Here is a 23,452-nt window from a genome sequence, read left to right on the forward strand (position 1 = left end):
CGGTGCTAGCCCTGGATCTGCCGTTCGCCGTCGACCCAGTAGGGCTGGCGAAGCTTGCGGCGCAGCAACTTGCCCGCGGAATTTCTCGGCAGCTCGTCCAGGAAGTCGAACTTCTGCGGGCACTTGAACCCGGCCAGTAGTGCTTTGCAGTGTGTCCGCAAGTCCGCCTCGGTCACCGTCGCTCCGGGGCGCACGACGACTGCGGCAGCGACAGCTTCGCCCCACTTGTCGTCCGGAACGCCGAACACGGCGGCATCGGTCACGCTCGGGTGACGCGCCAACGCATGTTCGACCTCGAGTGGATACACATTGAAGCCACCCGAAATGATCATGTCGTTCTTGCGGTCAACGAGATGCAGAAAGCCGTCTTCGTCCAGATAGCCAACGTCACCGGTGCGAAACCATCCGTCGGCGCCGAGCACTTTCGCGGTCGCCACATCGTTGTTCCAATAGCCGGCCATCACATGGGCGCCGCGTGTGGTGATCTCACCGACTTGGCCGTGAGAGATAGCTTCGCCGTCCTCGTTGCGGATCGCGACCTCGACGTGTGGGACCGGTCTGCCCGCCGACCCCAGTCGCGCCGACCCGGGTCGATGGTCCTCACGCCGCAGTGTCGCTACGGGAAACTGCGCTTCGCTCAGTCCGTAGAATTGCAGCAGTCGATCGCCGAATACGGCTAGCGCGTTAGAGATGTTCTCGGTCGAGATCGGCGAGCCTGCATAGAACACCGCTTTGAGATTCGCGAACTGCGCTAGTGGTTGGCCGGCGGCGTGTTCGGTGATCATCTTGATAATGGTGGGCACCAGAAAGCTGGCTGTCACATTCCATTCCTGGACCCAGTTGACGAAAGTCTCGGCCCCGGAGAATTCGAGAGGTATCTGTCGCACGCCGCGGAGCAGGCAAGGCAGCACCATGGCTCCGCTGGCGTGGGTCAAGGGCGTGACGTGCAGCATCACGTCCTGGGTGCCCAGATCCGGTAACTCGATCAGGGTATTTCGGTCGATTTCCACCTTGGACCTTTGGGTGATGACGGCACCCTTGGGTTTGCCCGTTGTGCCCGAGGTGTACTGGATGAGCGCCGGGATCGTGGACGGTATCGCTGCGGCGTCCTCGTCAGCCGGCGCAATACTTCGTGACTGCTCAACGATCTCGGTGCTCAGCAGCCAGATGGGACACGAAACCCGCGCCTTGATGCTCTGGATTCCCGGCTCGAACTCGGGGTCGTAAATGCAGGCGCTGGCTCCACAGTCCTCGAGAATGTAGGCATACTCTTCGGGGCTGAGGCGGGCGTTGACCGCGACGCGAGCGATTCCAGCCCGGTACATCGCGATCTCGCACAGCACAAAGTTCATGCTGTTGCGTTGCAGGATAACGATCCGGTCTCCGGGGCGCAGGCCCAGTTGTCGGTACAGGCCGACGATCCGCCCGGTGACGTCCCCTAATTCGGTGAAGGTATATGACGACCGGCCGTCCGCGAAGGCGACAGCCGGACCATAGCGTGCGATTGCAGCGTTGATGGTCTGCCCGACGTTGTGCACTTGGCCTTCCTTTTCGCCAGGATCTTCGAACTTGTGAATCGTCGTGATGAGGTGACGGCTAGCTAATTGAAGGACGGCGGGCGCCGTTCGCGATAGGCACTCCGAGCTTCGTGGGCGTCAGGAGAAGAGACGTTCACGGTCTGATGACGCATTTCCAAGGCCAAAGCCTTGGGCAGATCCAATTCCGCAACGTGATCCAGCAGCTGCTTGTTTGAGCTCAGAGCCGACCGTGCACCGCGTGCGAGCCGCCGCGCCCAGCCGTCGGCGACGTCATCGAGTTCGTCGACGGGCACCACCCGGTTGACCAACCCCAGCGCCCCGGCGTCCGCGGCACTGAGCAGGTCCCCGAAGAAGGCGATCTCCCGGGCTCGATAAGCGCCGACGGACCGGCAGAGTTGCCACGAGATGCCCATATCCATCGATAGCCCCCGCTGCGCGAAAACGGCGCTGAAGACCGACCGTTCGCTGGCAACGATGAGATCGCAGGCTAGCGCGAGGCTCCAACCGCCACCCACCGCCGGCCCATCGACTTTGGCGATCACCGGTTTTGGGAGGTCGCGCAGCCGCAGGATCACGTCATTCATCAACTGCAACCGTGTGAGCCGTTGCTCGTCGGACTTGGCCTCGCTGAGGTCGGCGCCTCCGCAGAATGCTCCGCCTGAGCCCGTGATCACCACCACGCGGTCCGCCTCGCGCGTGTTGGCCTCATCGAGCGCCGTCAGCAGCTCCTGGAGCATCGCGGTGTTCAGGGCATTCCGCACTTCTGGCCGTCGCAGCGTCAGCTGAACCACACCTTCGCAGCGTCCCACCAGAACAGTGCTCATCGGCCGTGCCGGAGTTTGGTCAGGCTATCGGCGAAGCTGGGCAGAGCGAACGTTTCGCTCTCGGCGGCGAACGCGAAGTCGATCACGCTGGACACCATGCGTTCTAAGTGGATGTTGAGGACGCGCTTGGTGTCCTGGAGCGCTTGCCGTGGTTGTGCGGCAAGCCTGTCCGCCAACGCGAAGGCACGCTCCATGAGCTGCTCGGCGGGGACGACCTCGTTTGCCAACCCGATCCGCTCGGCGGTGACGGCGTCGACGCGGTCACCCGTATAGAGGTACTGCTTCACGCGGGACATGCTCATGAAGGCGGGCCAGGCCAGCACTCCGCCGTCCGCTGCGACCAGCCCCAAAGACACGTGCGGATCGGCGAAATATGCTTTATCGCTCATCAGAACGAGGTCGCACAGTACTGCGATGCTGCAACCCAGTCCTACCGCGGGGCCATTGACGGCCGCGATGATCGGCACCGGGAAAGCGACCATCTCTCGGACGATCTGCCGCGCCTCGGCGAGCAGCCCGTACCGATAATCGGCGTCACGGGCGGCCCGTTCGATCACGTCAAAGTCTCCGCCGGCAGAGAACGCGCGTCCGGCTCCGGTGAGGACGACGACGTGAATATCTGTGTCAGCGGCCAACGATCGCCAAATGTTGGCGAGGGCGTAATGAATCGTCGGGTTCGCGGCGTTGAGGTGTTCTGGACGATTCAACGTGACCAATCGCACCGGCCCAGTACCGCTGACCACGACGTCGTCGTTGTCTTTAACACTCACTGGCGAAGCTACTCTCTCGTGTCGGTGATGGGCTTTCGACGACTTACGCGCCAGCGGTGACGAATTCGAGACGCACTCCGTAATTCGTGGCGGCGGGGACCACCACCACGGCATCGCTAACCTGTTCGGCGATAACCGAATTGGCGGTTAGGTGCTTGACAACGCGAGCTGGGTCCTCGACAGCGAAGGTCACACTGTAGATCGATTCACCACGCCGGTCCACGTATTCGCCTGCGGCCGAGTCCGTCGCTCCGCTGACCAGTCCCATGATGGTGTTAGCAGCCGTGAAGTAGCGCACACCGTTGTCGGCGCTGGGCCCACAGGTCACTTCGGTGGCCCCGGTGAGACCTTGCCAGCGCTTTGCTGCGAGGTCGGTGTCGTCGACCGCGACGGTGAAGTTGCGCACTCCGTGGATACCAAGCGGATGCTCGTCGCGCCAGTAAGGCTGCGGGGTGACGCCCTTCATGCCGGGGGGCAGTTCCGAGGTGTACCAAGTCCCGATGTAGCACTCCAGGGCTAGGCCGAACAGATCGTCGGGTTCGCTGACGAACCACATGCCGGGGTAGTACTTCTTCTTCGGCTCGTAGCGGATGCCAACGCCGTGCTCCTTGAGTGCGTCCTTGGCCGCTTGCAGATCGGTCACGCCCCACTCGATGCCGATGAAGCCGGGTCCCTTGTCGCGGAGGATCTGCGCGACACCGTTTGTCGAGTCGGGTTCGGGACCAAAGATTTCGAATAGGGTTGGGCCGAGAGTGATGAGGGATGCGCTCACATCATCGGGGCGGTTAGGGGGCAGTAGTTCCCAGTTCAGCACTGCGCCGATGTTTTCGGTGAAGTGCTGCTGGGCGCCGGCGTAGTCTTCCACCACGAAGTTGAGGTGTTGGATGGTGTCGAGTTCCAGTGTCATGACAGGTCCTCTCTTTGGTCATGGTCGGTGACGTGCGTAGTAGGCCAGCGTCGCTCATCAATTGAGCGCGCGCTCCGTAATCCGGCACCACACTTGCACACGATTCTGTATCTCAGAGTACTATATTCATATAAACTGATTGGGCACCGCGGTTGCGCAATGTCGATCAATTGGTGCGAAAGCCTCATCACGATCACGCTCAAGCCATCGAGCCGCGACGTCGATCCGCGGCCCACTCTCGGAGCACGGTCTTTTGGACCTTGCCGGTGGCGTTGATCGGGAGCGCGTCGACTAGCTCAACTGCCCGCGGCACCTTGTAGTTCGCCATCTCGCCGCGCGCCCATTCCACGATCTCCTCGGGCTCGACCTGGACGCCCGGTCGCGGCCGGATGTAGGCGAATCCGACCTCGCCAAGTCGCTCGTCGGGCACGCCGATCACGGCTGCCTCGGCGATGAGGGGATGGCGCAAAAGCAGGTTCTCGATTTCGGCGGGGTAAGCATTGAAGCCGCCGACGATGAACATGTCCTTCAGCCGGCCGACGATGTGCAGGCGGCGCTCGGCATCAAGAACCCCGAGATCGCCGGTCTTAAGCCATCCGTCGGGAGTGATGGTGGCAGCGGTCCCGCTGGGGTCATCCAAGTAGCCCAGCATCACACCCGGGCTCCGCAGCCAGATCTCGCCGGGGGATTCGAGCGGCAGATCCGATCCAGCCTCATCCACGATCCGGATATCGACACCGGGCCGGGGGTGGCCGGAGGAGTTCACGATTGTGTCCGCGTCGTCGCTGGGACTGGTGCCGGCCACGGTGCCGGCCTCGGTCAGGCCGTATCCGTTGAGGATCTTGATCGAGGGCATGGCATCGAAGATCCGGTCCATGACCTCCACCGGCAGATCGGTCGCGCCGGTGACGGCCATGCGCAGGCTCGAGAGGTCCGTGCGGGACCGGTCGGGATGGTCCAGGATGCCCTGGAAAAGAGTGGGCGGCCCCGGCATCACGCTGATGCGATGGCCTTGCACGTGCGAAAGTACTTGTCCCACATCGAAGACTGGCTCGGGGAACATCGCGGCTCCGGACGCCAGCGCGGCGAGGATTCCCGCCTTAAGTCCAAACATGTGGAAATATGGGTTGACCATCAGATAGCGGTCATCGCTTCGTAGATCAGTTTGATTCACGTAGTCACACGCAACGTGCAGGGTCTGGGCGTGGGTCATCATCACGCCCTTGGGGATTCCGGTCGTTCCCGAGGTGAATAGGATGTCGGCGATGTCGTCCGATGCGACCTTGATGCGCCGGAGATCCACCTCATGTAGAGCCGGGTCGGTTTGTCGCGCAAGGAATTCCGACCACGAGACCGCCCCGGGGGTGGTCTGGCCGTGCAGGACGACGATGGTCTGCAGATCGGGCAGGTCAATGGCGGTCGAGCGCAGTAGCTCGACGTAGTCGGTGCCGAGGAACCCGGCGACGGTGCACAACACCCGGGCGCGGCTGCGTAGCAGGATATCGGCGGCTTCGCGGCCCTTGAACCGAGTGTTGATGGGAACCAGCGTCGCTCCGGCCAGGATCAATCCGAGGTAGGCGATGACCCACTCTGCACTGTTGAACGCCCAGATTGCGACACGGTCACCGGGCCGCACTCCGGACTCGACGAACGCTGCCGCGCAGGTTCGTGCTCGCTCAAATAGCTCGGCGTAGGTCAACTGAGTGTCACGGTCGGAGATGGCGAGCCGCTCGCCGTGGATTTCGGCCGCCGATGCAGCGAGTTCGGCGATCGAACGCCACGGAACCGGTACGCTCGCCGACATTTACGCACACTCCATTCGCCATGCCACCGGCTCCCGTTGCCGGCGGTGTCTGCAGACCCTGATCGTGCGATCTCGGGTCAGCGAGTTACCGTCAAGCCCCCGTCGACGCCGATCAGCTGGCCGGTGGAGAACGCCGACAAGTCGCTGGCGAGGAACGTGTAGGCGCCGGCGCATTCTTCGACGGTTCCGAAGCGCTTCATCGCTACGTGCTGCATCATCCAGTTCTCGACTTCGGCCATCTGTTCCTCGGTGTAGCCGGCGCCGAATTGCTCCATGATGGGGGTGAAGGCCAAGGGGTTGACCATGTTGACGCGAATGTTGTACTGCGCCCAGTCACGTGCGCAGGTGCGCGACCACCCGACGACCGCGCCCTTGGCTGCGCCGTACGCGGCGGTGCCCGGCCAACCCTCGACCGCAGCGTAGCTCGCGGTGTTGGTGATGCTCCCGCCCGCGTCCTTCAAGTGCGGGAACACGGCCTGATTGGCCTGGATGGTGCCGAAGGCGTGGATCGCGAACTCGTCGCGCAGATCCTCGTCAGTGAAGTCCTCGGGCGCCTTGGTGATGACGATGCCGGCGCACATGGTGAAGTTGTCGAGCCCGCCGAGCTCCTTGACCGCCCAATCGACGGCAGCGAAGGTCTCGTCGCGGTCACGCAGGTCAACCTGCTTGAATATCGCGCGTCCTGGCCCTTCCAGAGAGGCTTGCTCGGCCACCTTCTCGCCGGCCGGGTCGATGTCGAACGACACCACCGATGCGCCTTCCCGCACGAAGCGTTCGAGCGCTGCGGCCCCGATACCGCTCGCCGAGCCGGTGACGATCGCTCGCTTGCCTTCAAGAAGCATGTCTCTCCTTTAAGATTCGGCCCGAGATATTGTATTGTGGGATACTAGATACGGCTGAATGTTCCCGTCAAGGTCCGGTTCTCGATCCGTCGATGACGCCAGATTCGGCCGGTATCGACTGCGTTCACTTCGACCGCAGGCTGGGATGCTGACCGGCGGTGGGTCGCAGAATCGCTTGCTGTGAGAACGAGGCGACAAGCAGCCCTGACTCGGTATACGCCGCGCCGCGGCCATACACCCATCCAGCCCCCGCGAACGTGCTCGTCTGCTCGAAGAGTAACCATCGCTCGATACTCGAGAGGTCGTGGAAGACGACGTCGCTCGACGTGATCACGGTGAGCATGCCGCGGTGCGCTTCGCCCATCCCGAACCCGCGATGCGGCAACACCGCTGCGCTGACGAGGTATTCGTTGGCGTGAAACGCCACGAATGCGGTGCGCGACGTTCCGGGCGGAACACCGTCGCAGTCGACCCACACCTGCCACGTCGGGGGCCATTCGCCGTCGGCATCGAACGGATTGACGTCGCCGACGACGGTCGCAAAACCCGGATGGGGGGAAAACGCTTGCGGCGTTGGGGCGTTGGGCACTGGCGGCAGCATGTCGGGGCCAGTGGCGTGTTCGAGCGCCGAGTCGCCGGCGGGTCCGACGACGACGTGCGCGACGGCGATCTGGCGGCCCTGCGCGACTGAAACCGAACGCACGCCAAGGGTCCGGCCAGCGTGAATGTCGTCCACCGTGAGTGTGAGGCCACCCGTGGGAACCGCACTGCGGAAGAAGGTCGCGTGCATCGAGCGAATCGGCGCCCCGTCATCACCGGCGGCCGCGACGATCAGTCCCGCGACGGTGCCAGCGTCGACCACTCCCGCGCCGCGGTCGTAGGGATCAGCCTCAAATACCCGGTCACCGATGCGGTGCGGGGTCAGGGATGTGACGAGGTCCCTCAGCTGCATCGTCGCTCCATTCGGGGCAGAGCCAAAGTCGTCCGATGGGTTAGTGTCGCTGGCCGCTGCCCACGGCCACGCGTCGGCGTGACTCGAATGGCCATCAGGCACCGAATTCGCGGAGGATGGCGGCGGTGTGCTCGCCGAGTGCCGGCACCGCTCCTGCCGTCCACGATGCGCCGTCAACGTCGATGGCCGGCCGCAGGCTGCAAAAGCTGCCACCCGGGCTGCCCACCGAGACCCAGCGATCGCGTTGCTGCAACTGTGGATGTTCCAATACCTCGAGCGGCGTGTTATACCGTGCCCATCCGAGCGAGGCGGCCTCCGCGGCCTCCGCGGCCTCGGCGAAGGTGCGTTGACGGGTCCAGCCGGCGATCACCTCGTCAAGGTCGGCGCGGTGGCGCACCCTGTCAGCGTTGGTGGCGTATCGGTCGTCCGATGCGAGATCTGGCCGTTTCAGCAATTGTCTTGCGAGGCGTTGCCATTCACCGTTATTCGTGGTGCCGAACACGATGGTCTGATCATCGATGGTGGGGTAGGCGCCATAGGGAGCCACCATCGGGCTGCCCATTCCCACCCGGTCGGGCTCCACCCCGGTGCCGCGCGCCTGCAGCAGCGCCCACCCCATCCAATCGGTGACGACATCGAACATGCCCACCGAGATGGCAGATCCCCGTCCGGTTCGATGACGGGCCAGCAGCGCGGCGAGAATCGCGTTGGCTGCCGTGGCGCCCGTTCCGATGTCCGCTATTGGAATTCCTGGCTTCGCGGGTTCGGTGCGACTTCCGGTGATGGCGCACGAGCCGGCCTCGGCTTGGATCAACAGGTCGTAGGCACGGCCGTTGGCGCGAGGGCCGCCTTCCCCGAACCCGCTGATGTCGACGGCCACCAGGTGGGTGTGTCGAGCGCACGCTGAGCGGGCATCGAATCCGAGCCGGCCGGCGGCTCCTGGTGCGAGGTTCTGGATCAACACATCCGCACGCGCCAGTATCCGGTCGAGAAGTTGCGTGTCATCCGAATGCTTAAGATCCAGCACGATCGATTCTTTGCCTCGATTGGCCCAGGCGAAGTGCGCAGAGGTGCCATGCACCGCGTCGTCATAGTGGCGGGCGAAGTCGCCCCCGGCAGACTCGACCTTGATGACACGCGCGCCGAGGTCGGAGAGCTGGCGCGTACAGTACGGCGCGGAAACCGCCTGCTCGATCGCGACGACGAGCAATCCGTCCAGGAGCTGCACTAGCAGTTCGCCCGCATCGGCGCGACGCGCGATCGGACGGTGTGCGGGTCGCCGCCTCGGCTCGGGCGGGTCATCGCAAGTCGAACGAACCGCGTTGCAGCACGGCGTCTCCGGCACTGTCGAGGACGCGGAATGTCGCTCCGTCCGCGCGAGGCCACACCTGCACCGTCAGTTCCTCGCCCGGCATGACAGGCTTACTGAACCGGCCGTTCATCCCGCGGAAGCGCTTCACGTCGCCGTCTGTCAGCGCGCCAAGGAGAACGCGTGCGACAGAGCCGTAAGTGCAGAGCCCGTGCAGGATTGGTCGATCGAAGCCGCCCCTCGCGGCGAACCCGGGATCGGAATGCAGCGGGTTGCGGTCCCCGCTCAGACGGTAGAGCAGCGCCTGGTCGGTGCGTGTCGCCACGCTCAAGACCGTAGTGGGCGGCCCCTGCGGCTCGGTCCACTCCACGGGGGGCTGCTTGCGGCCAAATCCGCCCTGTCCCTTGATGAATACCGACGACCGGGTCGTTGCGATCGGTTGTTCAGGAGAACTGTCCGGGAGCCATCCGCGGGTTTCGGTGACCACAAGTGCGGCCGATCCCTTGTCCCACACCTCGACGACCTCGGACTGCGCGAGCAACGTTCCCTCCACCGGCAGCGGCTCGAACAGTGTTAGGCGTTGCTCGGCGTGGACCAGCTTGCTGCGATCGAAGTCGCCCAGCGGAACTGCGGCGCCCGGAGACTGAAGAAGGACCACGGCAAAGGTCGGGAGTACCTGTTGGACCACGCCGTCGGTGTTCTCCGTGGTGAACGCAAGTTCGCTAAGGGGATCTCGTTGGCCGGCTCCCACGCCGAGCGCGTAGAGGATAGCGTCCTTGGATGTCCAGGCCTGTTCGACAATGGCACCCTTACGGCCCACTGCGTCAATGTCTAGTGGCACCGGATCACCGCTGCCCGCCGTCGACGACCAGTAGTTGGCCGGTCACGTAGTTGGCGTCCGGGGTGCACAACATGTAGATGGCGCCGGCGCCTTCCTCGGGCTCGGCGGGGCGGCCGAGGGGGATGGCCTTGGAGATCTCGTCAAGACGCTCGGGGCGAATGCCAACGCGGATGTTGCGCCCCGCGACGTCGATGCTGGCGTCGGGGTCGTCGGTGGCGCGGGTCAGGCGAGTGGTGACCAGACCGAACGCCACGCTGTTCACATTCACCTTGTAGCGGCCCCACTCCTTGGCCAGCGACTTGGTGAATCCCACGACGCCCATCTTGGCGGCGGCATAGTTGGTTTGCCCGGCCTTGCCGAAGACGCCGGACACGGACGAGACGTTCACGACCTTGCGGAAGACCTCGCGGCCGGCGGCCTGTTCCTCCTTGGCGGTGGCACGAAAGTATTCACCGGCGGCCCGCAGAATGCGGAATGGAGCGGTCAGGTGCACGTCGAGCATGGCTTCCCACTGGTCGTCGCCCATTTTCTGGATGACGTTGTCCCAGGTGTAGCCGGCGTTGTTGACGACGACGTCGATGCCCTGGAACCGGTCGAGCGCCGTGTTTACGAACCGATCGGCGAATTCCTTATCGGTCACGCTGCCGGCGACCACGGCCGCTTTGCCGCCCAGGCGCTCGACTTCGGCAGCCGTTTCGCCGGCCACGTCGGCGTCGAGGTCGTTGACCACGACGTTGGCTCCTTCGACGGCGAACCGTAACGCCACAGCGCGGCCGATGCCTCGACCCGAACCGCTCACCAGCACGGTCTTATCCTCGAACAATCCCATCAGGACTCCTTACTCTTGTGCCTCGTGCCTGTTGGCGTGGAAAACCGCTGCACCGCCGGGTATTCAGGGTGCAGCGGTCCCAAGGCTCCACGTGATGATTTAGACGAGCACTCCCGCGGCGCGAAGCAGAACCTCGTTTGCGTTGTCCGGCAGCTCCGTCAGCGGTGCACGCAGCTCTTCCACCGTCGGGCCGACTCGCTCGGCGACCGGAGCCAGCTTGGCGAGGTCGAAGCCGTACAACTCGGCCGCGTTACCACCGAGGATCTGGCGAAGTTCGTCTTCGGGGAAGTCGGGGAAAACCTGACGCAGGTGTTCCCTCGTGAACGGGTAGGTGCCCTCCTCGTGCGGGTAGTCACTGCCCCACATGAAGCGATCCACTCCGATGATGTCCCTGGCCGCGACGTCCTCAGGCGTGGGCTGGCTGACGCCGACCCAGCAGCTTTGCCGGAAGTACTCGGTCGCCGACTTGGGCAGCACCAGATCGGAACTGAAGCGCAGCTCACCGTAGCCGCCACGGGCCCGCACCGTCGCAAACACGTGATCCAACCACTCCAGCTGGGCGGGGATCCAGGAACAACCCATCTCGGTCATCACGAACTTGATGTTGGGATGACGTTCGAACACACCGGAAATCATCAGCTGAGTGAACGGTCGTTGTGAGTAGAACGGGTTCTCGACCAACATCAACAACGGTGACGTCGCGGTTTGCGCATACTCCGGTGCGCCGGGGCCAGCGTGGCTGGTAACCGGGACGTCGAGTTCCTCGCACAGTGTCCACAACGGCTCGTAGTCCGGATGGTGCAGGGGTTTGATCCACTTCACGTCCGGGGGAATGTTCGGCACCAGAACGCCGCCCCGCAGCCCATGCTCCTTGATCCACCGGACATCCTCGAGTGCATCGTCGAGGTTGTTGAGGAAGATCTGTCCGATGCCGGCGCGGCGGTCGGGATATTCGGCGACGAAGTCTGCCATCCATCGGTTATGGGCGCGGATGCCTGCCAGCCGGCGGGGATAGTCTTCGTCCGACGGGGGCTGCGCGTGCAACACAAAGCTTGGGAAGAACGGCGGGATGGTGTTGGGAAAGATAACCTCCCCCACTACGCCGTCACGCTCCTCTTCGGCCCAGCGGCGCTCGCTGTCCCAGTTACGCACCCGCAGGTCGGTGTCCTTGAGGTCTTTGTACGGATTCTTGTACTTGCCGCGCCAGGCGTCGAACTCTTCACGGAACGCCGGATCGAGGTATTCCCGATATTGCTGGTGGCTACCGCCGGCATGCGTGTCTGCGGAAATGATCGTGTAGTGATCAGCGGGGGGCATTTGCCTAGGCTCCTACATGGTTGCTTTCAAGGATTACTGTATGTAAGCATACAGTTACGCCCGAGGCAAGGGCCTGCGACGGAGCGCGACGACGACGATGGAGGAGCGAGTGGAACTCGCTGTAACTGCTGATCTGAAGGACTTTCGGGAAGAGGCGCGCACGTGGTTGGCAGAGAATGTCCCACGTTCGCCGCGCCCAGCCAACGCCGGCCCGGAAACCCGTGAATTCGACGCGGCGTGGCACGCGGCGCAGTACGAGGGAGGGTGGGCCGGCATCGACTGGCCCAGCGAATACGGCGGCCGCGGACTGCCGCTGATCAAGCAGATCATCTGGTATGAGGAACTTGTCCGCGCAAAGGCTCCCGGCCGAGGGATTTTCGGTGTGGCGTTCGGCCATGCAGGTCCCACCATCATGTTGCGCGGTAACGAGGATCAGAAGAGCTACTACCTGCCCCGGATCCTTCGCGGGGAGACGCCGTGGTGCCAGGGCTTCTCGGAACCTCAAGCGGGCTCCGATCTGGCGTCGCTGCGGACGCGCGCCGTCGTCGATGGCGACCACCTGGTGGTGAACGGGTCGAAGATCTGGACCAGTCACGCCGAGCTCTGTGACTTCGGCGAGCTGCTGGTCCGCACCAACCCTGATGTGGAAAAGCACCGGGGTATCACCTGGGTGATCATGGACATGAGTGCGCCGGGCATCGACGTGCGGCCCATAGCGGCCATCGACGGCTACCCGCACAACTGCGAGGTGTTCTTTGACGACGTACGCATCCCGTTGACCAATGTGGTCGATGCCATCGACAACGGCTGGAGCGTCGCGCTGTCCACCCTGGCCGCCGAACGGGGCCCGGGATTTCTCGACGAGCGACTCGAACTCATTGTTTTCGTCGACGAAATGATCGACTACGCCCGTGAATCGGGCAAGATCAAGGATGACGCACTGGCCGACAGGCTCGCCGAGGCCCGTGCGATGGCCGCGGCGTGTCGCTCGATGGCGTACTACCAGGTGTCCCGGCTGCGTCCCGGCGTGACGCCGGGCCCGGAAACCACGGCGATTCGGACGTTTTCCGTGCAGGTCGAATTGCTGACCTCGCGGCTAGCCATCGATCTGCTGGGCGTGGAGGCCCTGGAGTGGACACCGTGGACCCGACGGTGGTTGCGGGACTTCCGAGCTCCAATCGGTGGCGGTACCAAGGACATTCACAAGAACATCATTGGCGAGCGAGTGTTGGGACTACCTCGATGAATCTCGAACTGACCGACGACGAGGAACTGATCGCGAAGTCGGTCGATGAGTTTCTCGTCCGCGAGTTGCCGATCGCGCGAGTGCGCGAGCTCCACCAGGAGGATGACGCGATCGACGATCGTTCGTGGCAGCAATGTGCCGACTTGGGGTGGCTTGCCCTGGGTCTGTCCGCCGACGACGGAGGATTGGACTTGCGGCTGGTCGAAGAGGCGCTGTTGTTCCGTGAACTCGGCCGACACCTGACTCCGGGGCCGTTCAGGTCGACCGTGCTCGCAGGCCATGTTGCCGCACAGGCAGGAGAACAACAGCTGGCCCAGAGCATCGCGGGGGGCGCCCGGCGAGCCGGGCTGGCCGTGGGCGCCATAGCGATCGACGCACGGCCAGGCGACCTGGTATTGGTGCTCGGCGCCGCGGACGCGGAGCTGTATGAGGTCGCCGACGCCGAGCCGATCGGCGGCATCGACCCCGGAACGAGGTCAAGCCGGATCACCACCGGAGCCAGGGTCGCCCGCGTCCCGGCCACGCCGATCCTCGACCGCGCACGGGTCCTGTTCGCAGCAGAACAATTGGGCATCGTCGAAGCCGTCCGCGACATGTCAGCGCAGTATGCGAAGACGCGCATTCAGTTCGGCAAGGCGATCGGCAGTTTCCAAGCGGTCAAGCACCGGTGCGCGGACATGGCGATCAGTGCGTACTCGATCGTCGGGGAGATCTTCATGGCGGCTTTGCTGGTCGACGACGGAGCCCCCGACGGCGGCTTTCACGCGGCGGTGGCCTACGTGCTGGCCACTCGTGCGGCGAAGTCCGCCACTGTCGACAACATTCAGAATCTCGGCGGGATCGCTTTCACATGGGAGCAAGACGCGCACATGTACCTCAAGCGCGCGCTGCTGTTGGAACACGCTCTCGGATCTCAGCGGGACGCAAACCGCGCTGTTCTCGCTCCATCCACCCACACGTTCTAGAGATCAAAGGAGACTCTTCATGGGCGCACTTGAGGGAAAGGTTGTCTTCATCACCGGTGCCGCGCGCGGCCAGGGGCGCAGTCACGCGGTCCGACTCGCCGAGGCCGGCGCCGACATCATCGCTGTCGACATCTGTGCGCAGATCCCCGGTGCGCCGTACCCGCTGGCGACCGAGGACGACCTGGCCGAGACGGGCAAGGCTGTCGAGAACCTGGGGCGCCGAATCTCGTTGCAGAAGGCCGATGTTCGTGATGCCGACGCCTTGGCCGCGGCGTATGCCGCCGGCACCGCGGAGGTGGGCCCGGTCAGCATAGTCGTCTCCAACGCCGGCATTGCGCCTTACGACGACCACGAGGTGCCCACGGCGTGGCAGGACACCATCGAGACCAATCTGACCGGGACGTTGAACACGGTCGAGACGATACTGCCCGACCTGATTGCCCGCGGCGCCGGTGGATCGATCGTGCTGACCAGCTCCACCGCGGGCGTGCGTGGTGTCAGCGGAACCACTCGCGGCGGCCTAGCCTATGCCGCGTCCAAACACGGTGTCATCGGCCTGATGCGTTGCTATGCAAACAATCTCGCCCCGCACAACATCAGGGTGAACGCCGTACTACCCACTGGCGTGCGCACGCCGATGGGGATGGCGGAGTCGATCGGTCGATGGTTTGCGACCCAACCGAACCTGGGCGACATGTCCAACGCGCTCGCCGTTGACCTTGTGGAACCCGAGGACGTCTCGAATGCGGTGCTGTGGCTGGCTTCCGACGAAGCGCGTTACATCACCGGCATGCAGCTGCGCGTCGACGCGGGATTCCTCAACAAGCGCTGATCGGCATTCCGTGACGACGGCGGATCAGCGTCGGCTCCTGCGTGTCGGGGGAATCGGCAACGTCCACTGGGCCGAGCGTGACATCAAAAAGTGGCGCTGGACACATATGAGGCTATTCGATACTGTATCTAACAGTACTAATTCCTATGCGGTGCGCGCACATGGGATCGGTGATGCGGTGGGCTTCACCATCTCGAGTGCCACCAGTCGCTGGAAGGAATCACCTTGTGCCATTGGAGGATTCATGCCTGGGGCGGAAGGTGGCCGGAATGACCGACGCCTCATCGGCCTGCGCCCGGTTGCTCTCCATGATCGACTCTTCCGGTTTCAGTGTGGCCGCCTCAGCCGCCGAACTAGAGGAGTTGCGGATTGCGGCCGCCAACGAACGCCTCGCTGAGCAACGCCCGAACCTGCCGGCCCTCGACCAGCGTTGCACCGAGGTCGGCATCGATGCGGTGAAGTCGCGGGAGCACCTGGTGCACCTGCTGTTCAGTCATGCCACGTACAAGAGTTACCCCGAATCGTTTGTCACTAAGGGGCGTTGGGATCGCCTGCTGTTGTGGCTGGATACGGTGTCGGCGTCCTCGGTCGGTCACGTCGACCTGGCCGGCGTCAACGACATCGATGATTGGATCGCGCGTTTACGCGAAGCCGGCTACCACCTGGTGGTCTCCAGCGGCACGAGTGGCAAGAACTCCTTCCTGCTGATGACCGATGAAGATGTCAACGCCATCCACCGCGCGGCCGTCGGCACCTTCGCGTTTCCCCACCAGGTGCAGCCTGATCACGCTCGCCCGTGTCTGATGCTCGGGCCCGGCCCAGCGCCCATGCGGTACTGGTATCGCTTCGAGACCTACGCCGCAGAATATGGCCGTGCCGGCGCCATACACACCCTCGGTGGTGAACCGCTGCGGGTCGCCGACATGCTGCGCACCGCGGCGTTGCGTCGGGCGATGGCCGATGGCACCGTCACCCCTAACGACCTGGCGGCCGCAGAGGCCGACGAGCACACCCGCCGGAACCAGGCCGAAGCGGCCATTGACGAACTCGCCGACTTGATGTTCGGCTACCGCCACGAGCCGCAGGTGGTACTTGGGTATTGGGCAACGTGGTGGCGAGTGCTCACCGCGGCGCGTGAGCGAGGGCTGCCCGATGCGATGTTTCACCCCGAATCCGTCGCGTTCATCGGCGGCGGCCTCAAAGGACTTTCATTGCCTGCCGACTACCAGGAGCAGATGTCTGCCTTCCTGGGCAATGCGCGACAGCCCACCGTGTACGGCATGTCCGAGCTCTCTACCGACTGCCCGATGTGCGAGTTCGGCAACTACCACGTTCCCCCATGGCTCACGCTGCTGGTGCTCGACGAGACCGGCGAACACCTGCAGCCTGAGGACGGCGACGGCTGGACCATCGGCCGCGCCGCCTTCTACGACCCGATCTGGAACGGCCGGTGGGGTGGCATCATCACGGGCGACAAGATCCGTGCCAATTACCGTGCCACCTGCAGCTGCGGGCGCTCGGGCACAGTGATCGCCGGAACGATCACCCGTTACGGAGAGAACACGCCCGGCGGCGACGACAAGCTGACCTGTGGCGGCACCATTGAGCAGTACATCCGCGGCATCGTTGCGTAGTGAGGCCGAAATGACCACTACGACAGAACATCCCATCCAGATCTGGCATATCACCCGTGGCCGGGCCGAGCGTGGCCACCAGCGTGGCTACCACGGGTTCGCCACACCCGAGATCAACGTCGGGGCAATGGCTTGGTCACGCGCGGAACCGGTACCCGCGCTGGACATCCCGATTCGCGAAATCATCGATCTGCTGGTCGAAACCGGTGCCGCCTTGGCCGAGGATCGCGCCGGTTATCTTGCCGAGGCGCTCGACGGCCTGGCGGCGGCCGGACAACACCCGCGGCCGCTGCTAGAGCGCTCCTATGCGGCGATTCCGCAGTTGTTCAACCGCGCACGACTCGAATTCGAGGCCCGTAACGAACTGGGCAGCCTCGACGTTCTAGACGGTTGGGTGCCGACGGTCGGATACGACGGCCGTGTCACCAGGGTACGGGCATTCCCGCCACGACTGGTCCACGTGCTGGCGGGCAACGCGCCGCATCTGGGCGCAGCCACCGTGGCCCGTGGCGCCCTGACTAAAGGGGTGCACCTGCTCAAACTGGCGTCGAACGATCTCTTCACTACCCCAGCAGTGCTGCGCACGATGGCCGACGTGGCACCCGACCACCCCGTGGTGCGATCATTCACCGCGGTCTACTGGCGCGGTGGAGACGCCTCGATCGAGCGGGTACTTTTCCGTCCACAGTTCTTCGACAAGCTCGTCGCCTGGGGCGGCGAGGGCGCGATCCGCAGCGCGTTGAGCTACATCGGACCCGGTTTCGAACTGGTCTCGTTCGACCCCAAGAGCTCCATCTCACTGATCGGCTCCGAAGCATTCGCCAGTGTCGACGCACTCGAAGCCGCTGCCGACGCCGCCGCTACCGACGCAGCGGTGTACAACCAGGAAGCGTGCGTGGCTGCCCGCTTCCAGTTCGTTGAGGGCGGTACCGACGATGTCGACCGATTCTGCGAGCAGCTCGTGCGCAGACTTGGCGTGGAGCGTCCGCTGAGTTCGGCCCGAGGCGCCGCCGTGCCCGCGGAGCTGCGTGAGGAACTGCAGGCGCTGGGACAGCTGACCTCGCTGTACCGCGTCTGGGGACGTCCCGACGGCAGCGGCATGGTGGTGCGTTCCAGCGAGCCGGTCGACTTCCACCCCAGCGGTAAGGTCGTCAACGTCGTACCCGTGGAAAGTCTCAGCGAGGCAGTGCGATTCGTCAACGTCGCCACGCAGACGGTGGGCGTCTACCCCGCCGAACGCAAGGCCGCGCTCCGCGATCAGCTGGCATCTGGAGGCGTACAGCGCGTCGTCACCCTGGGCCGTGCCGGCGACCCGCCGGCAGGCTTTCCGCACGATGGCTTCATCCCATTGCACCGATTCGTCCGTTGGGTCAACGACGAGGGATGACGGCGCAACCGAACTCGCCGGTACTGGCACCGACAGTTCAATTGCATTAGTACGAACCACCCACAGGAGGATCGATGAGTTTCGCCCCACCAACAGATTTGGCGCCCGTTGTCGACGACATGAGCGTGTATATCTTGCCGGGACGGGTCAAGCCTGAGCGTGAAGTCGGCCGGGGCTACACCTCTATCAGCCGGCTCTGGGATGACGCCGCGGATGCCGAACGGCTGGGGTTTCGAGGCGTGTTCCTCTCGGAACGGCACTCGCTCAAGGACGCGGGGGCGGTGCTCGGTGGGGTGGCCGCTCGCACGACCCGTCTGGAGGTGGGCACCGGTGCCACCTCGGCGCGGGCGCGCCGGGAGATCGTGCTCGCCGGCTTCGGCGCCACCATGCAGGCACTCAACGGGCCGCGTCTGAATATCGGGCTGGGGCGGGGGGATGCCCTGTGGCAGGGCGGCGGCCTGATGGGATTCGACGGCTTCGTCGACTACGCCCGGATTCTGCGGCGGCTGTGGGCTGGAGAAACCGTCACCTACGACGGCCCGGCCGGCTCGTGCACCAACCTGCGGATGGATGACCAACTGGGTGATGTCCCTCCGCCGAAACTGTGGTACTTCGTCATCGGTGGGGGCCCGTTGGCAGCCAAGGCGGCGGCCGATCCCGTGTGGGACGGCGTGGTGCTCTACCCATTCCTCACCCACGAGGCCGTCGAGAGAGCGATCGGACGAATCCATCGCGAATGCGAAATCCAGGGGCGCGACCCGTCGACGCTGGAGATCTCGCACTGCATCACCACTGCGCCGGATCTAGATGACGTCGAGACCAGAGCTATCTGCCACGCCCGCCTGGTCACCTACTTGGCTTGGCCGAAGTTCGGCGAGGCGATCGCGAAAGCCAACGGCTGGGGCACCGACGTGATCAACAAGCTGCGCAACCATCCTCAGTTGCAGTCGCTCGGCGCCGCGAAGCCCGCCGACCAGGCCTTCCACCGAATCGAGTTGCTGGATGTCGCCAAGCTGATCCCCGAAAGCTATATCGACGAGACATGCGGTGTGGGCACCGCAGAGCATTGCGCCAAGCAGATTGCCTCGTTCCGCGGTCTGGGAGCGCAACACACCATCCTGTACGGATCAACGCCGAGCCAGAACGGCGAGTTGATCAACATCTGGCGAGACCTACGATGACCGACGCTGTAGCGCCGGCCCTGGCGGGTCTGACAGCCGCCGACATGACCGAGATGCTCTCGTCCGAGCACACGCCGCCTTTCAAGGTGGTTTCGGTGACCGCCGAGGCGTTGCCGGTTCAAGGCGGCGTGTGCGACCTGGCCAAGTTGACCTTGGAATACGATCCTCCGAATGCGGCGGGCCCGGCCAGCGTGGTGGCCAAGATTCCCAAGGCTGATCCCGGAGTGCGGGCGGCCTCCGTCGCGGTGGGGCTCTACGAGCGGGAGCGCTCGTTCTATGCCCAGCTGGCTCAGGCGGTTCCGCTTCGAGTGCCCGGCTGCTTCAATCCCGGCGACGGTGACGCCGCCCAGCGGCCGCTGCTCTTGGAGGATCTCACCGCGATGACGGCCGGCGACCAGGTCGCCGGTTTCACCCTGGAACAGACGCAAGCGCTCGTTGATTCTCTGGCGGAATTGCACGCCACGTACTGGGGTGACCCTCGCCTGGACGGTCCAGAGTTCGAGTGGCTGCTGACACCCAGCCATCCCGAATTCAGCGCCGGACTCGAGGGGGTGGTCGCTGCGTCCTTGGACCCGTTCCTCGCGCGCTATACCGGCCGATTGCCGGCCGACGCGCTCGACGTCGTGGTTGCCGGCGCGGCTGACTTCCCGAACATTCTGGCGGGTTGCGCCGCGGGGCCGCATACACTCATTCATTTCGATACGCGTGCAGACAACTGGATGTTCGGTCCCGACGGCGCGCCCTGCCTGAGCGACTGGCAGACCTGCGCCCGCATGCGTGGTGTGCATGATGTCGCGTATCTCATCACCGGCAGCGTCGAAGCCGATATTCAGAGCGCCAATTGGCAAGAGCTTCTGCGCCGCTATCACACCGCGCTGACGCGACATGGCGTCACCGACTACAGCTGGGACGACTGCCTGGCTCAGTACCGAGAGCACGTCACGTGCGCAATGCTGCTGATGCTGGTGATGATTGGCACGGTCGCGATCAAGTCCGAGCGCGGTGAGGCCTTGGCTGACGCGATCCTCAGCCGAGCCGTGCGACACGCGCTCGAGGTCGGCAATCGATGACCTGGCGGCTGGACGAAGCGGTGCGGCGTGTCGGCTATCTGGACTGAACGCGACATCCCGGAGTTGGACGGCAAGGTCGCGGTCGTCACCGGGGCGAACTCCGGTCTGGGCGAACAGACTGCAAGTATGCTCGCGGCCCGGGGCGCCACGGTGGTGATGGCATGCCGGAACCAGGACAAGGCTCACGCCGCCGCGAACCGTATCGCGCTGCGCATACGCCGCCCGCCGCCCGACATCGTTGCGCTGGACTTGGGTGACCTCGCATCGGTGCGGGCGTGCGCCGACTTGATCGCGGCGAAGTACGGACAGGTCGACATTTTGGTGAACAACGCGGGTCTGATGGCGGTTGACGAGGGACGCACGACGGATGGTTTCGAAGTCCACATGGGCGTCAATCACCTTGGCCACTTCGCGTTGACCATGGGGCTGCTGCCCGTCGTCACCGCGACATCCGGAGCGCGGGTGGTGACGGTGACCAGTATTGGGCACTGGGCGGGTCGCCTGGACCTCGCCGACCTCATGTTCGAGCGTCGGCCCTACTCGCGCTGGTCGGCCTACTTCCAGAGCAAGCTTGCCAACTTGCTGTTCGTCTCCGAACTGGATCGTCGGTTGCGTGCGACGGCAAGTACGAGTCTGGCGTTGGCCGCCCACCCTGGGTGGGGCAACACCGACCTCGGAGCCGAGGGGAGTGGACTGGTCAACCGAGGCACCAAATGGCTCATGCCACTGTTCGGCCAGTCGCCGCGGCGCGGTGCGCTGCCGACGCTACGGGCCGCCACGGACCCCACCGCCCGGGGCGGCCAGCTGTACGGGCCTCATCTTGTCGGCTGGGGCCATCCGGTGATTGCCACGGCGAGTCCGGCATCTCGCGACATCGCCAAGGCCGCAGAATTATGGCGCGTAAGCGAACAACTGACCGGAGTGGCGAGTGCCTTCGGTGGCCCGGCCTCCGCGTCATGACTTCGCCGAACGTCTCGGCAAGGCCTGTCAAACCGCGGGCACGACCGTAGGAGGCGGCATGAACATTCGCAACCAACGGATCTGCGCCTGGACGGGGCCGGTCCTCTGCATCGTGTTTTTTGTCGGATTCTGGGGGGTGGCCAAATGGATGCCGCCACCGGATCCCAATGCTTCGGCCCAGCAGATTGCCGATCTCTACATCCAACACACCACGGCCATCCGTTCCGGGCAGCTGATCGGCATGACCGCGATCGGGTTCTTGACCATCTGGGCTGCTGCGATCGCGGCGCAGATGCGCCGGATCGAGGGCTCCAATCCGGTGCTTGCCTATGCGCAATTGGCGCTAGCGGCGATCTCGTGCCTGGTCTTCATCATGCCGATGTTCTTCTGGGAAGTGGCCGCATACCGACCCGAACGCGACCCCGGGCTGATCTGGCTGCTCAACGACCTCGGTTGGCTCCCGTTCGTGATGAATGTCTACACCGGAATTCCCTGGGTGTTGACGATCGGCTGGGCGATCCTCTCGGATACCCGCGAACGACCGGTCTTTCCGCGGTGGGCCGGTTATTACTGCATTTGGTTGGCTGTGATCTTCTTTCCGGCCAACACCGCGGTCTTCATCAAGCACGGTCCGTTCGCGTGGAACGGTTTGGTGGTGTTCTGGCTACCCATCACGTTCTTCGGCACCTTCTTGTTAATGTTCAGCTGGCTTCTCCTGCGCGCGATCAACAACCAGGCCCGCGAGGAGTCCGAGAAGTCCAGGGAACCGGTAGCGGGATAGGCGGCGCCGCAGATGAGGTCACGCCGAGCGGGCAAGGGAATTGTAGTTCTGCATACAAATATGAATGTTTCGGCCCGCGGCCGGGTGAGGCGAGCACTCGTGGTCGCCGGCCCCCTCGCCTTGCGGCGAGGCGTGAGCGCCGCGGCCCTATGCCCCTGCAGTTAGGGAATGCTGGCCTGTGCCGAGCGACATCGGCATCGAAATGCGAGCGACCGGAAGGATGTTGACGGTCGATCGAAGGGCTGGTAAAAGTTTGTACTGTGGCATACAGTGATGTGACACACAAACCATGAATCGGTGCAAGTACGTCACACTCGGCGGCGTGCGCCCCGGTCTGACTATGACATGCGGACGGCGCTCATCTTGAAGAGGAGCTAAGTGTCGAAATCTCAAGCCCTGGTCGAACCCTTGACGCCCATTCCAATCGGGGACGCTCGCCTCTGGAATGAGTCGATGTTGGTGTGGTGGTACGACGAAGCCGCGGGCATCTCCGGGTGGCAGCGCATAGGCCAGATGCCCAACAACGACGTCGCCGAGATTCACAGCCACGTGCTGACCCACGAAGGCACCCGATTTCGGCGCTCCGCAAGCGTGTCCTACGCGCAGAACGCGCACCGCACCGACGACAGCTGGCGTGTCGAAGGACTGCAGTTCCGGTTCGACGACGGAGCCAAGTTGATGTCGTACCAGAACGACGACTGCAGTGCTGAACTTCGCTTCGAGGACGTTCACGAACCGGTGCATGCCGCGAAAGTCGTGGCGATATCTGCGGCGATCTCGGCGGAGACCGCCGGTTTGTCTCGGGGAGACGAATCCGAGGCGACGATCTTCGAAAGCGATCTGCTCTACGCCGGACACGTCGAGGCTGGCTGCCGGGTGACCGGTGAGGTCACCGTCGGTGGCCAGCGCTACGCGGTCAACGGGCTCGGGTTTCGCGATCACTCCTGGGGCGGCATCCGTGACCTGAGCACCACCCGCTCATGCCGCTGGGTTGTCGGCACCAACGGGACCGACCTGTCGTTTTGTCTGTCATTTGCCGCCACCCAAAAGGGTGTCGCAATGCGCCACGGCTGGATTCACCGCGATGGGGAATTGCTGGTGGCGAAGAACTTCGACGTCTCGGTCAGCATCGATATGGACGGGTTGTCGTGGACCAGCGGCAAGGGCTGGGCCGAGCTGGGCGACGGGCAGATCATCGAATTCGAGACCGAACCGACGTGGGACGGCTCGATCATCGAACAGGGCCCGTGGATGGCGACCGTCAGCCCCACGATGGGGACATTCGACGGCCGCCGCGTCGTCATCGACATCCAGACCGCCAACAACCCACACGGGGGCGAAGAGCGCGCACTGAGTGCCCTGCGCGCCTACGTCGGTCAAGGACTGAGCCGGCGGCCCGGTTCCTGAATCATCCACTTCTGCCCGAAATCGCGACACCCCCTCGCCAACAACGACATACTGCG

21 protein-coding genes are annotated in these 23,452 nt (G+C 64.2%); 10 read left to right on the forward strand and 11 right to left on the reverse strand.

The annotated features are described in order from the left end of the window. Positions 1-5: 5 nt before the first annotated feature. The 11 genes from A5695_RS21385 to A5695_RS21435 all read right to left on the reverse strand — a co-directional run bounded on the left by A5695_RS21385 (position 6) and on the right by A5695_RS21435 (position 11,933). Positions 6-1,538: a class I adenylate-forming enzyme family protein gene (locus A5695_RS21385; RefSeq protein WP_068086822.1), complete on the reverse strand. Its 1,533-nt coding sequence runs from the start codon at positions 1,536-1,538 to the stop codon at positions 6-8. 62 nt (positions 1,539-1,600) lie between these two features. Next, entirely contained in the window at positions 1,601-2,362 is a 762-nt protein-coding gene (locus A5695_RS21390) for an enoyl-CoA hydratase/isomerase family protein (protein WP_068086824.1), read from the reverse strand. After that, positions 2,359-3,132 carry an enoyl-CoA hydratase/isomerase family protein gene (locus tag A5695_RS21395; RefSeq protein WP_068086832.1) on the reverse strand — a complete coding sequence of 258 codons (774 nt, stop codon included), beginning with the start codon at positions 3,130-3,132 and terminating at the stop codon, positions 2,359-2,361. The genes A5695_RS21390 and A5695_RS21395 overlap by 4 nt, the downstream gene beginning before the upstream one ends. A 43-nt stretch (positions 3,133-3,175) precedes the next feature. Further along, positions 3,176-4,039, reverse strand: coding sequence for a VOC family protein (locus A5695_RS21400; RefSeq protein ID WP_068086835.1), 864 nt, complete (start codon positions 4,037-4,039; stop codon positions 3,176-3,178). A gap of 199 nt (positions 4,040-4,238) precedes the next feature. Further along, entirely contained in the window at positions 4,239-5,843 is a 1,605-nt protein-coding gene (locus A5695_RS21405; protein ID WP_068086838.1) for a FadD3 family acyl-CoA ligase, read from the reverse strand. Between the two features lie 77 nt (positions 5,844-5,920). Beyond that, the gene (locus A5695_RS21410) at positions 5,921-6,685 is read right to left on the reverse strand and encodes an SDR family NAD(P)-dependent oxidoreductase (RefSeq protein ID WP_068086841.1); all 765 of its coding nucleotides are present in this window, start codon (positions 6,683-6,685) and stop codon (positions 5,921-5,923) included. A 124-nt stretch (positions 6,686-6,809) separates the two neighbouring features. Next, entirely contained in the window at positions 6,810-7,637 is an 828-nt protein-coding gene (locus A5695_RS21415) for an acyl-CoA thioesterase II (RefSeq protein ID WP_068086844.1), read from the reverse strand. Between the two features lie 94 nt (positions 7,638-7,731). Beyond that, complete coding sequence (locus A5695_RS21420) at positions 7,732-8,865, reverse strand: CaiB/BaiF CoA-transferase family protein (protein WP_231974926.1); 1,134 nt, start codon at positions 8,863-8,865, stop codon at positions 7,732-7,734. A 70-nt stretch (positions 8,866-8,935) separates the two neighbouring features. Further along, on the reverse strand, positions 8,936-9,766 hold the full coding sequence (locus tag A5695_RS21425) for a MaoC/PaaZ C-terminal domain-containing protein (RefSeq protein ID WP_231974927.1): 831 nt from the start codon (positions 9,764-9,766) through the stop codon (positions 8,936-8,938). Between the two features lie 25 nt (positions 9,767-9,791). After that, entirely contained in the window at positions 9,792-10,616 is an 825-nt protein-coding gene (locus tag A5695_RS21430) for an SDR family NAD(P)-dependent oxidoreductase (RefSeq protein WP_068086850.1), read from the reverse strand. A 99-nt stretch (positions 10,617-10,715) separates the two neighbouring features. After that, on the reverse strand, positions 10,716-11,933 hold the full coding sequence (locus A5695_RS21435; protein ID WP_068086853.1) for an amidohydrolase family protein: 1,218 nt from the start codon (positions 11,931-11,933) through the stop codon (positions 10,716-10,718). A gap of 109 nt (positions 11,934-12,042) precedes the next feature. On the opposite strand from A5695_RS21435, the gene A5695_RS21440 reads away from it, so the two are divergent. The 10 genes from A5695_RS21440 (at position 12,043) to A5695_RS21485 (ending at position 23,396) form a co-directional block, all read left to right on the forward strand. After that, the gene (locus A5695_RS21440; protein ID WP_068086856.1) at positions 12,043-13,179 is read left to right on the forward strand and encodes an acyl-CoA dehydrogenase family protein; all 1,137 of its coding nucleotides are present in this window, start codon (positions 12,043-12,045) and stop codon (positions 13,177-13,179) included. Beyond that, entirely contained in the window at positions 13,176-14,144 is a 969-nt protein-coding gene (locus tag A5695_RS21445) for an acyl-CoA dehydrogenase family protein (protein ID WP_068086859.1), read from the forward strand. Before A5695_RS21440 ends, A5695_RS21445 begins: the two co-directional genes overlap by 4 nt. Before the next feature lie 19 nt (positions 14,145-14,163). Beyond that, complete coding sequence (locus A5695_RS21450) at positions 14,164-14,976, forward strand: mycofactocin-coupled SDR family oxidoreductase (protein ID WP_068086869.1); 813 nt, start codon at positions 14,164-14,166, stop codon at positions 14,974-14,976. A gap of 269 nt (positions 14,977-15,245) precedes the next feature. Further along, the gene (locus A5695_RS21455) at positions 15,246-16,610 is read left to right on the forward strand and encodes a hypothetical protein (RefSeq protein WP_068086872.1); all 1,365 of its coding nucleotides are present in this window, start codon (positions 15,246-15,248) and stop codon (positions 16,608-16,610) included. Positions 16,611-16,620: 10 nt separating this feature from the next. After that, complete coding sequence (locus A5695_RS21460) at positions 16,621-17,997, forward strand: acyl-CoA reductase (RefSeq protein ID WP_068086879.1); 1,377 nt, start codon at positions 16,621-16,623, stop codon at positions 17,995-17,997. Between the two features lie 74 nt (positions 17,998-18,071). Beyond that, positions 18,072-19,178 (forward strand): TIGR03857 family LLM class F420-dependent oxidoreductase, encoded by a 1,107-nt coding sequence (locus tag A5695_RS21465; RefSeq protein ID WP_068086882.1) that lies wholly within the window; start codon positions 18,072-18,074, stop codon positions 19,176-19,178. A gap of 95 nt (positions 19,179-19,273) precedes the next feature. Next, on the forward strand, positions 19,274-20,248 hold the full coding sequence (locus A5695_RS21470) for a phosphotransferase (RefSeq protein ID WP_197515577.1): 975 nt from the start codon (positions 19,274-19,276) through the stop codon (positions 20,246-20,248). Between the two features lie 27 nt (positions 20,249-20,275). Continuing rightward, positions 20,276-21,208 carry an oxidoreductase gene (locus A5695_RS21475; protein ID WP_068086888.1) on the forward strand — a complete coding sequence of 311 codons (933 nt, stop codon included), beginning with the start codon at positions 20,276-20,278 and terminating at the stop codon, positions 21,206-21,208. Positions 21,209-21,266: 58 nt separating this feature from the next. After that, positions 21,267-21,989, forward strand: coding sequence for a hypothetical protein (locus tag A5695_RS21480; RefSeq protein ID WP_068086890.1), 723 nt, complete (start codon positions 21,267-21,269; stop codon positions 21,987-21,989). 378 nt (positions 21,990-22,367) lie between these two features. Continuing rightward, entirely contained in the window at positions 22,368-23,396 is a 1,029-nt protein-coding gene (locus tag A5695_RS21485; RefSeq protein WP_156749789.1) for a hypothetical protein, read from the forward strand. The last annotated feature ends 56 nt before the right edge of the window (positions 23,397-23,452 follow it).

The sequence above is a fragment of the Mycobacterium sp. E1747 genome, from assembly GCF_001667775.1.
Classification (GTDB): domain Bacteria; phylum Actinomycetota; class Actinomycetes; order Mycobacteriales; family Mycobacteriaceae; genus Mycobacterium.